Annotated in this window: 12 protein-coding genes; 6 read left to right on the forward strand and 6 right to left on the reverse strand. The window is 35.8% G+C overall.

Annotated elements, in window-relative coordinates; all coding sequences use genetic code 11:
- Positions 1-7 precede the first annotated feature (7 nt).
- Positions 8-2,044 (reverse strand): recombinase, encoded by a 2,037-nt coding sequence (locus YWA_RS0105945; RefSeq protein ID WP_026718620.1) that lies wholly within the window; start codon positions 2,042-2,044, stop codon positions 8-10.
- 147 nt (positions 2,045-2,191) lie between these two features.
- Between YWA_RS0105945 and YWA_RS0105950 the strand changes: the two genes are divergently transcribed.
- The gene (locus tag YWA_RS0105950; protein ID WP_022827584.1) at positions 2,192-2,671 is read left to right on the forward strand and encodes a CYTH domain-containing protein; all 480 of its coding nucleotides are present in this window, start codon (positions 2,192-2,194) and stop codon (positions 2,669-2,671) included.
- On the opposite strand, the gene YWA_RS0105955 is transcribed toward YWA_RS0105950, so the two are convergent.
- The 3 genes from YWA_RS0105955 to YWA_RS0105965 all read right to left on the reverse strand — a co-directional run bounded on the left by YWA_RS0105955 (position 2,668) and on the right by YWA_RS0105965 (position 7,701).
- Entirely contained in the window at positions 2,668-3,420 is a 753-nt protein-coding gene (locus YWA_RS0105955; RefSeq protein WP_157505308.1) for a hypothetical protein, read from the reverse strand. The two genes, YWA_RS0105950 and YWA_RS0105955, sit on opposite strands and share 4 nt — an antisense overlap.
- A gap of 167 nt (positions 3,421-3,587) precedes the next feature.
- On the reverse strand, positions 3,588-4,826 hold the full coding sequence (odhB, locus tag YWA_RS0105960; protein ID WP_022827586.1) for a 2-oxoglutarate dehydrogenase complex dihydrolipoyllysine-residue succinyltransferase: 1,239 nt from the start codon (positions 4,824-4,826) through the stop codon (positions 3,588-3,590).
- An 82-nt stretch (positions 4,827-4,908) separates the two neighbouring features.
- Positions 4,909-7,701 carry a 2-oxoglutarate dehydrogenase E1 component gene (locus YWA_RS0105965; protein WP_022827587.1) on the reverse strand — a complete coding sequence of 931 codons (2,793 nt, stop codon included), beginning with the start codon at positions 7,699-7,701 and terminating at the stop codon, positions 4,909-4,911.
- Positions 7,702-7,815: 114 nt separating this feature from the next.
- Between YWA_RS0105965 and YWA_RS0105970 the strand changes: the two genes are divergently transcribed.
- Positions 7,816-8,334: a porin family protein gene (locus YWA_RS0105970; protein ID WP_022827588.1), complete on the forward strand. Its 519-nt coding sequence runs from the start codon at positions 7,816-7,818 to the stop codon at positions 8,332-8,334.
- Between the two features lie 32 nt (positions 8,335-8,366).
- Here YWA_RS0105970 and YWA_RS0105975 read toward each other — a convergent pair whose 3' ends face one another.
- On the reverse strand, positions 8,367-8,723 hold the full coding sequence (locus YWA_RS0105975; protein WP_022827589.1) for a hypothetical protein: 357 nt from the start codon (positions 8,721-8,723) through the stop codon (positions 8,367-8,369).
- Positions 8,716-9,690 carry a polyprenyl synthetase family protein gene (locus YWA_RS0105980; RefSeq protein WP_022827590.1) on the reverse strand — a complete coding sequence of 325 codons (975 nt, stop codon included), beginning with the start codon at positions 9,688-9,690 and terminating at the stop codon, positions 8,716-8,718. Before YWA_RS0105980 ends, YWA_RS0105975 begins: the two co-directional genes overlap by 8 nt.
- Positions 9,691-9,848: 158 nt before the next feature.
- On the opposite strand from YWA_RS0105980, the gene YWA_RS0105990 reads away from it, so the two are divergent.
- Genes YWA_RS0105990 through YWA_RS0106005 form a run of 4 tightly spaced genes read left to right on the forward strand, consistent with a single transcriptional unit; the run spans position 9,849 to position 16,467 of the window.
- Positions 9,849-10,448: a TetR/AcrR family transcriptional regulator gene (locus tag YWA_RS0105990; RefSeq protein ID WP_316928400.1), complete on the forward strand. Its 600-nt coding sequence runs from the start codon at positions 9,849-9,851 to the stop codon at positions 10,446-10,448.
- A gap of 2 nt (positions 10,449-10,450) precedes the next feature.
- Positions 10,451-11,800, forward strand: coding sequence for a TolC family protein (locus YWA_RS0105995; protein WP_022827592.1), 1,350 nt, complete (start codon positions 10,451-10,453; stop codon positions 11,798-11,800).
- Between the two features lie 23 nt (positions 11,801-11,823).
- Positions 11,824-12,978, forward strand: a complete 1,155-nt coding sequence (locus YWA_RS0106000) for an efflux RND transporter periplasmic adaptor subunit (RefSeq protein ID WP_022827593.1) — start codon at positions 11,824-11,826, stop codon at positions 12,976-12,978.
- 24 nt (positions 12,979-13,002) lie between these two features.
- Positions 13,003-16,467, forward strand: a complete 3,465-nt coding sequence (locus YWA_RS0106005; RefSeq protein ID WP_022827594.1) for an efflux RND transporter permease subunit — start codon at positions 13,003-13,005, stop codon at positions 16,465-16,467.
- Positions 16,468-16,529: the final 62 nt, after the last annotated feature.

Raw genomic sequence — 16,529 nt, forward strand, 5'->3', positions numbered from 1 at the left:
ATTTCTGTCAATCTTGTTTTTCGTCGGGTTTTAGGTATTTTTCTTCTACTTCCGTTTTTAATTTTCGTTCGGTTGGAAAGAAAAAACTCATGGGTTTATGCTTGAAATGGCTCCAAATTGCAGCGGACACAAATCTTAGTTCAAAAATAGAAATGGCACGTGAACGAAATGCTAGTCCAAGTGAAAGTCCAAAACTAACTGAAAAGTTGATAAATCCAATCACTCCAATTCCAAAAATTCCCCAAAAAAGCATCAGATTATTTACATGAAATTCAGAGCCGTAAATTGCTAAAGCTAAATTTCCACTTGCAAACGAGATGTGCCGAATGTCCAAATTAAGTCCTAAAAAGAGACCCACTGAAGCCGTACTTCCCATAAAAACACCAAACCAAAAATTAGAAATAAATCCAGCCCAGCGTTTTTCATACCAATCGGCAAAGCGTTTTGTGCGTCTTTTGCCAAATGTTTTTTTCAACAAAGGATGTTCTTGAATTCGATAATAAACCTGATTGTGTTTGTCTCGGTTAGAAACGACACCATTAATAATCCCGCTTAAAAATAAAAACAATCCTGCAATTGCCGCATGAAACATTGCCAGTGAGTGAACGGGACTGATATCTGTTAAGATATGTTCCCATTTTGCTGTAGCAATATTGTAGCCAAATATTTGATCAATGGACCACATTAAAAACAGTGAAATGGGAAATGCCATTGCCACGTTTCCTACAAAAGCAATAAATTGTGAACGGAAAACACGGGCGAATAAAATAGCAAAAGCGCCGTATTTCTGACTACTATTTCCTTCCTTATTGTGTCCTTCTTCCAAGGCTCGAGCTAATGCAGCTGCAGTTAAGGCCGGCTGTTTTGTTGCCAAAGCAAATCCAAGAAGAAAAATCGTAATGAAACCAATGGAATAGTTCATACTGTACAAAAATGCTTGTCCAAAATAACTTGTATCCACTTTGGAAAGCAATAATTTTACGATACATAAAATTCCTACAATCAAACCACCTCCAAGTGAATTTCGCAACATTCTGAAATATTCTCGGTGATTTTCAGTAATGTAATGCCCACCTGTTTTTGCCGTGTGTTGTGTAATTTCGTAGGAAAGCAACTGGGTACTTTCTGCGAAAAACTGCCGCACATTATTTTTATAACAATTGTAATCAATAAGTTGAATACTCATTTTTACTGCATTGTCGTCTATGTCTTTTTCAGAATCAACAATCATCAAGGGAAACAATACTTTAAGCCTAACGAGTTGTTGCCGAATTCGAAGTAAATTTTGATTTACGCGAAGTGAAATTCCATACTTTGAACTATTTTTAAAGGCTTTGTCCACATACTCTTCACATTGTTTGTGAAATATCAATAGCTGTTTGTAAGACAAGTCTTCGGATGTTAAATAGTGAGGCGTTTCTGTCGTTATCCGTTCCTCTAACATCAATAATTCTTTCTCGAAAGCAGTGAATGGACTTTCAACACCTTCGTACTCTGGAACCATTTTTAAAACGTCCGTTTCCATCGCGCGACCACCCACTCTTTGCGTGATCAAAGTCATGGCATTCATCAATTCTGACAATGCAGTAAAGGGTTCAACCGTTTCGTAAATCGATCCAAATTCTAACATCTCGTGCAAAGTTTCCAACTGTTCAAAAGGGATTTTGCTGACCCATTGAATATCGCTGGCAAGATAAAACACTTGGTTCATTACAAATTCCAGTGTGTCTTTTTGCGGCTGATTTGGTAATACTTTCGCGAACAAGCGACGACGCACTTCAAATAAAAAATCGACATCTTGCAAAATTCCCGCATCGGTAATCGTCAAGGTAAACTTTTTTTGATGTAGAATTTGCTTCAAGTAAACCGCTAATTCTTTGCGAAAATTTGGATTGTGGTCTAGAAATGTTAGAAATTCCGTTAAGTCAATCTTATCAACCCTTTTGGGATGTTCCGGACGAAAAAATTGTACTAAATCAATTAGTAATTCTAAATCGTCGTCGTTAAACATCCAACCTTCTTTGTCGTTAAAATGTTGCGACATAAAGGTGGCTAAACTCCGTTTAACTTTAGATTTTTTAGATTTAAAAAACAACCGAATCCCCATGTTTTACCTTTACTAATTTGGGAATAAATGTACAAAGACAATTGATTAAATAAGTAACTTGCTGAAAAATAATTTTGTTAGAAAATGCAGGAAATTGAACGTAAATTTTTAGTCAAAAATGATCGCTTTAAAACTTTGGCTACAGCCAAAAAAGAAATTGCACAAGGTTACTTAAATACCAATCCTGAACGAACAGTTCGTGTTCGAATTTCGAATGAAAAAGCATTTTTAACCATCAAAGGAAAAGGAAACGAAAGTGGCATGACGCGTTTTGAGTGGGAAAAGGAAATTCCACTAGAAGAGGGAAAAGCACTTTTACTTTTGTGTGAAAAAGGTGTTATTGAAAAAACCCGTTTTGAAATTCCTGATGGCAAACATCTCTTCGAAGTCGATGAATTTTATGGCGAAAATGAAGGTTTAATTGTAGCTGAAATTGAACTTTCTGATGAAAATGAAGCTTTTGAAAAACCGGATTGGCTTGGAATAGAAGTTACAAATGATGAACGATATTACAATGCCTATTTAAGTAAAAATCCTTTTTCAGAATGGAATGAGAAAGTTTAATTTTTTAAATTAATTTCAACTTTATTTGAAACAAATACGCCTTTTATGAAGTTGGGTAATTTCATTATTTTCTCGTAAACTTCTGGTTTTATATGACTCTCAAATTCTTCTTTAAGACAAACTAATGTAATTTCAAAAAAATGTTTGGCATTTTCATCTAGATAATATTCAATAGGCTCTTTGTAAAAATACCTGTTTTTATCCCAATAAAAAGTTGATGTACATTCGAGTTGTTCATTTGGTGCTAATACTTGAGGAATTGATTTTCGTTCTTTTTCAAGTTGGTAATATTTTTTAAATACAAATTCATGTATCGCATCCATCCCTTTTTGGCTGTAAAGCAATTCCAGTGAGTCATTTGGTGTTTTATAAAGTTCACTTAAATACCCAATTTCTTTTCTATCATAATCTTCTTGTGTCATAATAGAATCAGCGTCGGTAATTTTAAATTGACTAATTATCGTTCCTTTGGCGCTAAAAATTTGTCCCACTTCGATAAAAGTATCGTTCTCATAAATCTTATAATATGGACATTGCGACATTGAGCCTCCTGTACTCGGACTTATCGATTTTGTATCTAGAAAAAAATGCAATGTATCCTTTGTGTTATTTATGACGTAGTATTTTAACTTAAATTCTCTTTCATTTGGCAAAGAGTCTTTCGAAGTAATCGATTCAATTTTCAAAGTCAACGGTTGCCCAAAACAAATAGAACTCATCAATAGAAAAACAACAGAAAATATTCGCATAAATTAAATTTAGATTTCCGAAATTACGAATTTTGAGCTTTGATTTTAACGTAAAACAGATATTAACGTAGGATTAACTTTGAACAAAAAATCCCGCTTCGAATGAAACGGGATTTGTATTTGGAATCTGAGATGAATTCAGATTGACAATATTGGGGTTTAGAATTTTATAACTCCAATGCTTTTTTAGCATCTCCATTCATCAATAACTCTAATGGATTTTCTAACGCTTCTTTAATAGCAACTAGGAAACCAACTGACTCACGACCGTCGATAATTCTGTGGTCATAAGAAAGTGCCACATACATCATTGGGTGAATTTCCACTCTACCGTCAACGGCAATTGGACGCTCAATAATGTTGTGCATTCCTAAAATTCCTGATTGAGGAGGATTGATAATTGGCGTAGACAACATACTTCCAAAAACACCACCATTTGTAATAGTAAATGTTCCACCAGTCATATCGTCAACTGTAATTTGTCCGTCACGCGCTCTGATTGCTAATCTTTTGATTTCCGCTTCAACACCACGGAACGTCAAGTTTTCAGCATTACGCACTACAGGAACCATCAAACCTTTAGGTCCTGAAACTGCAATTGAAATATCGCAGAAATCATAAGCAACTTTATAATCGCCGTCCATCATTGAGTTTACGTCTGGATACATTTGCAATGCTCTTATCACTGCTTTTGTAAAGAAAGACATAAATCCTAATCCTACGCCACCATGTTTCGCTTTAAAAGCGTCTTTGTATTCGTTACGGATTTTGTTGATAGGCGTCATGTTCACTTCATTAAATGTAGTCAACATTGCTGTTTCATTTTTAGCCGCTACTAAACGTTCTGCTACTTTACGACGCAACATAGAAAGTTTAGAACGCTCTGAACCACGGCTTCCGCCCGTTGGAGTTCCCATTGATGGCACTGATGCATTCACAGCGTCATCTTTAGTAATTCTTCCTGCTTTTCCTGTTCCTTGAACTGCAGAAGCTGCAATATTTTTTTCGTCTAAAATTTTACGAGCTGCTGGAGAAGGCGTTCCTGCAGCGTAAGTTGGAGCAGCCGCTTTTGGCTCTTCTTTCTTAACTTCTGCTTTTGGAGCTTCAACTTTAGGCTCTTCTTTTTTAACTTCCGCTGCTGGAGCTGGTGCAGAAGCACCTGGTTTAGCTGCTGAAGTATCAATCAAACAAACGACAGCGCCAACTGCTACTGCATCACCTTCTTCTGCTTTAAGCGTAATAATTCCGCTTGCTTCAGCTGGTAACTCTAAAGTTGCTTTATCAGAATCAACTTCAGCAATTGCTTGGTCTTTTTCTACATAATCGCCATCTTTTACTAACCAAGTTGCAATTTCAACTTCTGTGATTGATTCCCCTGGTGAAGGGACTTTCATTTCTAAAATCATTTTATATCTTGTTTAAGGTTTAAAAAGTTTAAAGTTTAAAGTTACTAATTAGAACTTTAAACTTTAAACCTGAAACTAATTTTTATTTGTATAAGTTCTTGTCAAAAACCATTGCAATGGCTTCTGCATGACGTTTTTTAGAACGTGCATAACTTCCTGCAGCTGGTGCACTATACGCTTTCAATGAAGCCAAACGCAATTTAACCAAGTCAAAATTCATCAACATAAAGCTATAAGCTCCCATGTTTTTTGGTTCTTCTTGTGCCCAAACGTAATCGTCAACATTTGGATAACTTGCAATCACTTCTTTTAATTGTTCTACTGGCAATGGAAATAATTGCTCTAGACGAACAAATGCAACATCTGTTCTTCCGTTTGCTTCTCTTTCTGCTACTAAATCGTAGTAGAATTTACCTGTACATAAAACCAACGATTTAATCGCTTTTTTGTCTGTAACTGATGGATCGTCTAACACTTCTTGGAACGTTCCGTTTGCAAATTCATCAACCGTAGAAACTACAGATGGATGACGCAATAAACTCTTAGGAGTAAATACAATTAAAGGTTTTCTAAACGTAGTTTTCATTTGTCTTCTCAACAAGTGAAAGTAGTTTGCTGGAGTGGTACAATCTGCAACAAACATGTTTTCAGTCGCACACATTTGTAAATAACGCTCCATTCTTCCTGAAGAGTGTTCCGATCCTTGCCCTTCATAACCGTGTGGCAATAACATTACCAAACCGTTTTGATTGTTCCATTTGTCTTCTGCTGCAGAAATATATTGGTCAATCATAATTTGAGCTCCATTACTGAAATCTCCAAATTGTGCTTCCCAGATTGTTAATGTTTTTGGACTTGCCAAAGCATAACCGTAATCAAAACCTACAACACCATATTCAGAAAGTAGCGAATTGTAGATATGGAATTTACCCATTTCGTTATCGGCAGTCGCATTTAACTGCTGTAATAAAATTACTTTTTCTTCAGATTCTTCCGCTTTAATAACGGCATGACGGTGCGAGAATGTTCCTCTTTCCACGTCTTGACCTGAAATACGAACGTCGTATCCTTCTGTCAGTAAACTTCCGTATGCTAATAATTCAGCCATAGCCCAATCCAATTTATCAGAACCGAAAAACATCTCTTTACGGTCGTTGATTAATTTCTGGATTTTGCTGATGAACTTTTTATCTTCTGGTAATTTTGTTATTACGTTTGCAATGTCAGTAAGCGTTTCTTTCGAAAAAGTAGTATCAACTTTCTCTTTCATTTTCGCTACATCTGCAATTGCATAACCTTGCCACTCATTTTGCATAAATGGAGTAATAATCGTCAACTCTTTTTTACGAGAAGCTTCCAGATTTTCTTCTAAATTTGCTTTGTAAGCCTCTTCAATTCCTTTTACATAATCTGCTTGAATCACACCTTCCGCTAGCAATTGTGCTGCATAAATGTCTCTCGCATTTTGATGTTTTGCAATTATTTTATATAATTTTGGCTGTGTAAAACGAGGCTCATCACCTTCGTTGTGACCATATTTTCTATATCCTAACAAGTCAATAAATACATCACGTCCAAATTCCATGCGGAAGTCTAACGCAAACAACATTGCGTGAACAACTGCCTCAGCGTCATCTGCATTTACATGCAATACTGGCGACATCGTCACTTTTGCAATATCAGTACAATACGTAGAAGAACGTGCGTCTAAATAATTCGTTGTAAATCCAACTTGGTTATTTACCACAATATGAATCGTTCCACCCGTTTTGTAACCGTCTAATTGAGCCATTTGTATGATCTCATATACAATTCCTTGTCCAGCAACGGCTGCATCTCCGTGAAGTGCAATTGGTAAAACTTTAGAATTGTCTTCTGGATAATAACGGTCTTGTTTCGCACGCGTAATTCCTTCGATTACTGCTCCAACAGTCTCTAAGTGAGATGGATTTGGCGCCAAGTTGATGTTGATGCTTTTTCCAGTTTTTGTCTTACGATCAGCAGTAATTCCCAAGTGGTATTTTACGTCACCGTCAAACAATGCGTGATCATCATAATCTTTTCCGTCAAATTCAGAGAATATATCTTGCGTGTTTTTCCCGAAAATGTTTGCTAAAACACTCAAACGACCACGGTGTGGCATTCCCATTACAAATTGCTCTACCCCTTTTTCAGCCGCAGCTTCAATCAAAGCATCTAATCCAGGGATTAAAGATTCACCACCTTCTAAAGAAAAACGTTTTTGACCTACATATTTTGTATGCAAAAAGTTTTCAAAAGAAACTGCTTCGTTTAGTTTTCCTAAAATGCTTTTCTTTTCTTCGTTGTTGAATTTTGGAAGATTGTCATTGTATCCAATTTTTGCTTGAATCCATTGAATAATTTCCGGGTTTCGAACATACATATATTCAACACCAATATGTTGACAGTAAATGTTGTTCAAGTGCACTAAAATTTGTCTTAGTGAACAAGGCTGGATTCGGATTGCTTTTGCAGCATCGAAAACAGTATCTAAATCTTTGTCTGAAAGACCAAAATTTGCTAATTCTAATGTAGGAGAATAGGTTCTTCTGTCGCGAACTGGGTTTGTTTTTGTAAACAAGTGACCGCGATTTCTATAACCATCAATTAAATTTAAAACATTAAATTCTTTTTGAAGGTTATCTGAAACTAACGAACAATCCTGTGGTTGAGCGGCAACAGCCGCGATTTGCACTCCAGGACTTTGATCGTTATAAGTTGTAGTACCAAAATCAAATCCTTGAAAGAAACTTCTCCAGCTTGGCTCTACGCTGTCAGGATTTTCTAAATATTGGTCGTATAATTCTCCGAAAAACTCTGTATGAGCTGCATTTAAAAATGAAAACCTATCCATAATATTGATTGAATGTCCAACTTCTGTTAAAAATAATCCCGCAAAAGTACAACATTTACTACAGTCTAATAAATATTTTATACATTTATGACTTAAACTTATCTTAAAACCAATATGAAATACTTTAAATCCGTAAAATCAACACTTTTACTTCTTTTTGTTGTAATTCTAAGCAGCCAAATTACTGTTGCACAACACAAACCTCCTTTTTCAGACAAAGTACACTTTGGAGGAACTTTGGGATTGAGTTTTGGTTCAAATTATACCAATATTGTTGTCGCACCAAGTGTTATTTATGATGTGAATGATTATTTTTCAGTGGGTGGTGGAGTTCAAGGAAGTTACGTGAAATTCAAAAATAATTTTGAATCTTACATTTATGGAGCAAGTATCATTGGTCTTGTAAATCCCATTCAGGCAATCCAACTTTCAGCTGAATTAGAGCAATTGAGAGTTAACACCACTTACGACGGCACTGATTTCAAAGACAATTTCTGGAATACCGCTCTGTTTTTAGGTGCCGGTTATCGCACAAATAACATTACGGTTGGTGTCAGATATAATGTATTGTTTAAAGACAGCAACAACGTTTATAATGAAGCTTTTATGCCGTTTGTTAGAGTTTATTTTTAAGGAAAAAGCTCAAAATTCGCAGCTGATTTTCTTTAAAATTTATTCCGAAACCACACCTTCTGCCATTCTCTTTTCAAAATCAAAAAAGCCACTTGTCCTGATAATTCAGAAATATCAGAGCCGTCTAACTTTTTTATTTCACTTTCAGAAACGTCAACGATATAAAGCAAGTTCAAGTATTCGGCAAATTTATATTGAATTAATCTGTAGATTTTTTCATGTAAAATCACTTTCAAATTATCGGGCGAAGTGTTGTCAGGAATATCAATCGATTCATTTGCCAAGGTAAAATCCTTGTTGAGTTGATCAATTAGTTTCTGGTATAAATTTTCTTTTTCGGCTTCCGCTAAAAGGTGTTCACTCGATATTGGTGCAATATAACTAGACATTTCTACTCATTAATTTCTCCCCAAATAAACGTAGGATTGCTTTTTTATCATCCGAAATATTCATTTTTTCCAACGTTTCAAAAGCTTTCATCGTAAAGTCTGTTATTGCTTGTTGCGTTGCATCTGCAGCACCTGTTTTTTCAAAAACTTTCTTAACCGATTCTACTTTTTCCGTGGTGTCGTTTGGATGAATGGAGAATAAATGTTTCAATTCTTCCCGCTGTTCTGCGGAAGAAAATTCTTGTGCTTTTAAGTACAAATACGTTTTTTTGTTTTCAATAATATCACCGCCTACTTGCTTTCCAAAAGTGGCTGGATCACCAAAAGCATCTAAATAATCATCTTGCAACTGAAACGCCAACCCCAAATTCAAACCAAAATCATAAATCAAGTCGCAGTTTTCCGTTGTCGTGGAGGCAATAATAGCACCCATTTTCATTGCTGCAGCAACAAGAACGGCCGTTTTATACTCAATCATTTTCAAGTATTCTGGAATGGCAACATCTTCGCGGTCTTCAAAATCCACATCCCACTGTTGACCTTCACAAACTTGAATTGCCGTTTTACTGAATAATTTGGCTAAATCTCTAAAAATGATTGGCTCGTATTGCTCAAAATATTGATAAGCCAAAATCAACATTGCATCACCAGAGAGAATTCCCGTATTCAAATCCCACTTTTCGTGAACGGTTTCATTTCCTCTTCGCAAAGGTGCGTCGTCCATAATGTCGTCGTGAATCAACGAAAAATTATGAAACACTTCTATTGCCAAAGCTGCTGGTAAAGCTTCCTTATAATCCGCACCAAAAATTTCTGCCGTCATCAAAGTAAGCGTCGGGCGAATTCTTTTTCCGCCCAAAAGTAAGATATAACTAATCGGTTCATACAGATTTTTTGGCTCACGCACAATTTGTTGGGCGGACAAATACTCTTCGATAAATTCTTGATACTGCTTGATGGAACGCATGTCTGTCTTATTTTTTTGGCTAAAATAATCTATTCCCGCCTCATTAAAAATGCTATTTGCAAAAACGATTGTTAAATAAAGAATAAAAACTATGGAAACTATTGTGGTGTTCGAAGTTTCCGGCTTACATTTGTACCTGAAATTAAATGAAGTAGGGAATGATGCAAAGTAAAATAATCAACAAGTCAAGAGAACTGTTTCTGAAATTGGGATTTAAAAGTATCACAATGGACGATATCGCTCAAGAAATGTCGTGCAGTAAAAAAACGTTATATAAATTTTTTGCCAATAAAGAAATCTTAGTTGAGAAAACAATTGAACATGTTCAGGACGAAATTCACCTAAATATTTCAAAAATATTAACTGAAAACGATAATGCGATTGCAGGAAATTTTAAAGTGACCGCTTATTTTCGAGACATGTTTAAGTCTTCTGAAACATCGCCCGTTCATCAATTGAAAAAGCATTATCCAGAGATTTATCAGAAAGTGCACGAACGGCAAGTCTCAGAATGCAAAATTTGGTTTGTCCAAAATATTGAGAAAGGCATCAAGCAAGGCTACTTTAGAGCTGAAATTGACTCCGATGATTACGCCAATTTCTACTACATGCTAATTTTTCAAATCAATGAAGACACAATGTACGAAAGAGATGCAGCTGCATTAGAATTTAAAGCTTTAGAATACCACATTCGGGCAATGGCAACGCCAAAAGGAATTACAGAATTAGAACATCAAATAGCTCAAATACATAATTAATAATGAAAAGGAATAGTCTTTTAATCACCTTTCTTCTACTGTCAGCATTCTTATTTGCTCAAAATGACACACCTAAAACCTACAGTTTTTCGCTAGAAGAAGCCATCAATTACGCCATCGAACACAATTATTCTTCGATTAATGCGAGTCGGGATATTGATGCAGCAAAACAAAAGAAGTGGGAAACAACTGCAGCGGGTTTACCCCAAATTAGCGCAGGAATTGATTACACCAATAACTTCGAATTGCAGAAATCGTTAGTTCCAGCAGAATTTTTTGGCGGACAACCGGGAGAATTTGCTGAGTTAGCTTTTGGAACAAAACATTCTATGAATGCTCGTTCGCAATTGACCCAAATCATTTTTGATGGTTCTTATATTGTAGCACTTCAAGCGTCGAAAACCTATTTGAAATACTACCAAAACTACAAGCAGAAAAATAAGAATGAAGTTCGAGAAATGGTAATCAATTCTTATGGGAACGTACTTTTGGCAGAAGAGAACATTCGCATTTTAAATAAAAATAAGACAACTTTAGATAAAACGCTTTTCGATACCAATGAAACGTTCAAGAACGGTTTGATTGAAGAAGAAAATGTAGAGCAGTTGAAAATTACGCTTTCCTCTATTGTAAGTAATTTGAATTACACGTTGAGATTAAAAGAAATTTCGATGAATATGTTGAAAATCGACTTAGGAATTCCTTTGGAAAACGAATTAATTCTTACAGATGAGTTGCAGCAATTGAGCGAATCGAATTTAGATTTTGCTATTGCAGCTCCAGCTTTCGAAGTAAAAAACAGTATTGATTATAAAATAAGTGAAAACCTGGTTGACCAAAGAAGATTAGAATTAAAATTAGAGAAAAGTAAAGCGTTACCAAATCTTTCTGCTAATATGAATTTTGGTTACAATGCTTTTGGAGACGATTTTCAGTTTACAAGCGCAGACCAAAAATGGTTTAATTATTCGAATCTTGGAGTGTCATTAAATATTCCAATTTTCAGTAGTTTCGGTCGTCAAGCGAAAACGCAACAAGCAAAAATTGAGTTTGAAAAAGCAACGACGCAACAAACAGAAACCGAACAAAAATTACAATTGCAATACCAAACTGCAAAAAGTGATTATGAATTTAGAGTAGAACAATATGCAAGTGCAAAAGAAAATTTGCGTCTAGCAGAACGAATTGAAAGAAAACAAAACGTAAAATTCACAGAAGGAATTTCAACAAGTTTTGACTTTACAGACGCACAGCAACAATTGTATAAAGCACAACAAAATTATTTGCAATCAATGGTTGACGTAATTAATACGAAAGCGGCATTGGACAAATTGATTCAAACAAACGAATAATCATCAATCTTAAACTTACTATAATGAAAAAAATAATTGCCCTTACCATAATCGCTTTCACATTATACAGCTGTGGCGATGCTTCGACTAAAGAAGTTCAAGCTACAATTGAAACAAATGACTTGGCCCAAATTCAGAAAAAGCGAGAAGAAATTCACGCTGAATATGAAAAATTAGCGGCTCAAATGGCTGACTTAGATGCAGCAATTATCAAATTAGACGACACGAAACGTTATCCTTTAGTGAAAACGTTGACTGTAAAAGATTCAGCGTTTACACATTATATTGAAATTCAAGGAAATGTGGATACGAAAGAAAACATTCTGATTTACCCAGAATTTTCAGGTGTATTGACGCAATTGAATGTAAAAGCGGGACAGAAAGTTTCAAAAGGACAAGTTTTAGCAAGAATTGACGATGGCGGAATGAGCGCTCAATTAGCGCAAGCCCAAAACAAATTAGCTTTAGACAAAACGACTTTCGACAGACAGAAAAATCTTTGGGACCAAAAGATTGGTTCGGAAATTCAATATTTGCAAGCACAAACTGTTTATCAAAGTCAGCAAAAAGCTGTCGTACAAATGCAAGCGCAATTGTCTAAAACTGTAGTTCGTGCTCCGTTTTCAGGAACGATTGATGAAGTAATTGCAGAACGCGGACAGGTTGTGGCGCCAGGTCAAGAATTGTTTAGAATTGTTAATCTTGGAAACATGTATGTAACTGCAAATGTTCCTGAGAATTATTTAAGTGAATTGAAACTAGGAGCTACGGTTGAAGTGTATTTGAACGCTATTGGCAAAACCTATAAAGGAAAAGTAAGACAAGTTGGAACTTATATCAATCCAAATAACAGAACTTTTGGAATTGAAATCGCGGTGCCAAATCCAGACAATTTATTACGTCCAAATCAAGTGGCTGTTTTGAAAATTGAAGATTACACAAGCAAAAATGCCTTGTTAATTCCTGAGAATATCATTTCAGAAAACGCATTAAACGAGAAAGTTGTTTTTGTAGTTAGTGGCGATAAAGAACCTAAAGTTGCGCAAAGAATTATCGAAGTTGGTTATTCTTCTGGAGCAATGGTGGAAGTGAAATCAGGCTTAAAACCGGGTGATATTGTTGTGACTGAAGGAGCGAAAGCCTTGACTGACGGTGCAAGTATTGAAATCATCAAATAAATTTATCTCATAAATACATAACTCATGAGTAATAAAATAAATAAAGAATTTGCCATTTCGACGTGGGCGATTAATAATAAAATGACGGTTTATGTCATCACGGCGATTTTGCTTATCGGTGGATTATTATCGTATTATGCGATGCCACGCGAGAGTTTTCCAGAGATTGTAGAAACTAAAATTTACGTTAGTTCAATCAATCCTGGAAACTCGGCTGAAGATGTTGAGAAACTGATTACAAAACCTTTGGAGGAAGAATTCAATAATATTTCGGGTGTAACTAAAATTACGTCGAATACGTTGGAGGATTACTCTATGATTTTGGTTGAATTTGACGAAGATATTTCTGTTGAAGATGCCAAACAAAAGGTAAAAGATAAAGTTGATAAAGTAAAATCGGATACGCAATGGCCAACAATTGATGGTGGCGGAAAAGTAGAGCCGAATGTTTTTGACTTGAATATTGCCGAAGAAGTGCCGATTTTAAATATCAATCTAAAGGGTGATTTTCCTTCGCAAAAGTTGAAAGATTATGCGGAATATATTGAGGAACGTGTAGAGCGTTTGCCGCAAATTAAGGAAGCGGCGATTCGCGGTGTAGATGATAAAGAGGTTGAAATTGCAGTAGATATTTACAAAATGAGTGCGGCAAAAGTTAGTTTTGACGACATCATCAATGCGGTTAAATACGAGAATAAAACCATTTCAGGCGGAAGCGTAACGAGTAATGGAGTTAAGAAAAACATTCGTGTAATTGGTGAGATCAATGATCCAAGCCAACTAGAGAACATCGTAGTAAAACAGCAAGACGGAAATGTGTATTTGAAAGACATCGCTACGATTGTTTTCAAAGAAAAAGAGCGAACTACCTTCGCAAGAGATTTTGGCGATAATGTCGTCATGCTTGACATCAAGAAGCGTAGTGGTAAAAACATGGTGGAAGCTGTGGACGGCGTAAAATCTATTATTGAAACTGCTCAAGGAAACTATTTTCCAGAAGGATTAAAAGTGACTTACGCGAACGACCAGTCTGAAAAAACAATTGCTCAAGTGGATGATTTGGTAAACAATATCATCTTTGGAGTTTTATTGGTAATCATCGTTTTAATGTTTTTCCTAGGATTAAGAAACGCATTATTTGTAGGATTTGCAATTCCACTTTCGATGTTCATGTCTTACATGATTTTAGCGTCGTTTGGAATTACGTTGAATACGATGGTACTATTTGCATTGGTAATGGGACTAGGAATGTTAGTAGATAATGGAATTGTTGTTGTCGAAAATGTCTACTCATTAATGAGTCAAGGAATGTCTCGCAAGCAAGCGGCGATTGAAGGAATTGGCGAAATCGCTTGGCCTATTATTGCTTCTACAGCAACAACTTTGGCAGCCTTTTTTCCATTAGGACTATGGCCGGGAACGATGGGTAAATTCATGATTTACTTCCCTATGACGCTTTCTGTAGTTTTGTTTTCATCCTTATTTGTGGCGTTAATTATCAATGCGACAATGACGGCAGATTTCATGCAGTTGCAAGAAAAAGAAATGCCTCGCAAGAAATTAATTTCAATAAGTGCCATCATTGGTGGAATTGGAGCTTTAATTTTAATATTCGGATTGATTAAGGATATTGGTTTCGCAAGAGGAATTGGAAACTTAATGTTGTTTTTCGCCATAATGATGTGGGTTTACAAATATTTCCTACTCAAAAGAATGGATAAATTTCAAGCCACAAGTTTAGTTGGTTTAGAAAATAATTATCAAAAGTTTTTGCAATACGCTCTAACAGCAAAACGGCCAAGATGGTTTTTCTTGGGAACGTTTGGGGTCTTAATTCTGTCTTTTATTCTAGTTGGCGTTGTAAAACCAAATGTCTTGTTTTTCCCTGAAAATCAGCCGAACCAAATCATGGTTTACATTGAATTTCCAGAAGGAACAGATATTCAAAAGACCAATGATTTTACCAAATTAATCGAGAAAAAAGTGTACGCTATTGCCAATAAATACGAGAAAGATGGCAAGAATTTCATGGTTGAAACTGCGGTTGCACAAGTGGGTCAAGGAGCAGGAAATCCGCAAACGGATGGTGGCTCAGAAAACGAAATGCCACACCGTGGAAAAGTGACTTTGTCGATGCGTGAGTTCAAATACCGACAAGGAATCAACAGTCTGGACGTGATGGAAGAAATTCGGAAATCAGTTCAAGGTTACCCTGGCGTTTCGATAATTGTTGAAAAAGAAGCAAACGGTCCTCCGGCTGGTTATCCGGTGAACATAGAAATTACTGGTGAAAATTATGGCGATATGTTGCTTGAAGCACATCGTTTGAAAGATTTTCTAAACGACCGAAATGTTGCTGGAATTGAAGAATTAAAAATTGACGTTAATAAATCAAAACCAGGAGTTGATATTTCGGTGGATGTTGAAAAAGCGGGCAGACTTGGAATTACTTCAGGACAAGTGGGACAAACTCTTCGTCGTGCGGTTTATGGTGAAAAAATCTCAACTTATAAAGAAGGAAAAGACGATTATGAAATCAATGTTCGGATGGAAGAAGAGCAGCGAAATGACAATAATGTTATTTACAATCAGCCTGTCACTTTTAGAGACCAAGCTTCGGGAAAATTAGTGCAAGTGCCAATTTCAGCGATTACTTCGACGAAAGATTCCAATACTTTTAACACTATAAAACGTAAAAACTTAAAACGAGTGATTACGGTTTATTCGAATGTTATTGGAGGTTACAACGGAAATTTAATCGTTGAGAAAATCAAAAAAGAGTTGTCCGACTATAAAATGAAAGACGATATCACTTTTGCTTTTACAGGTGAACAAGAAGAGCAAGCGAAGAACATGAGTTTCTTACTGAACGCACTTTTAATCGCAATGGGTGGAATTATTTTAATATTGGTTGCACAATTCAATTCTATTTCAAAACCAATAATCATTATGGTTTCGGTATTGTTGAGTTTTGGAGGAGTGTTCTTGGGAATGGTCATTTTCAACAATGATTTCGTGATTATCATGACGATGATGGGAATTATTTCGCTCGCCGGAATTGTGGTGAATAACGCGATTGTTCTGATTGACTACACCCAATTGCTTATCGATAGAAAGCTGGACGAAAAAGGAATGGGTGAAAAGGAACTTTTATCACGAGAAGAATATTTCGACATTATGGTTGAAGCAGGTCGTTCTAGATTACGTCCAGTGTTATTGACCGCAATTACAACAGTACTAGGTTTAGTGCCACTTGCAATTGGTTTGAATATTGATTTCTTCAACTTATTCATTAATTACAATCCAAATATTTACATTGGTGGTGACAACGTAATTTTCTGGGGACCTTTGGCGAAGACTGTAATTTACGGCCTTGTTTTCGCAACGTTCTTGACGTTAGTAATTATTCCGGTGATGTTCTTTTTATTACAGAAATTCAAAATTAGATTGAAGAATAGAAGATTGAGAAATCAGGAAGCTGTTGTTTAGTGGTCAGTGGTCAGTTGAGGAAGTTATTAGTTCTCGGTTGTCAGTCTTGTAATTGAATTAGA

Source organism: Flavobacterium antarcticum DSM 19726 (assembly GCF_000419685.1).
Classification (GTDB): Bacteria; Bacteroidota; Bacteroidia; order Flavobacteriales; family Flavobacteriaceae; genus Flavobacterium; species Flavobacterium antarcticum.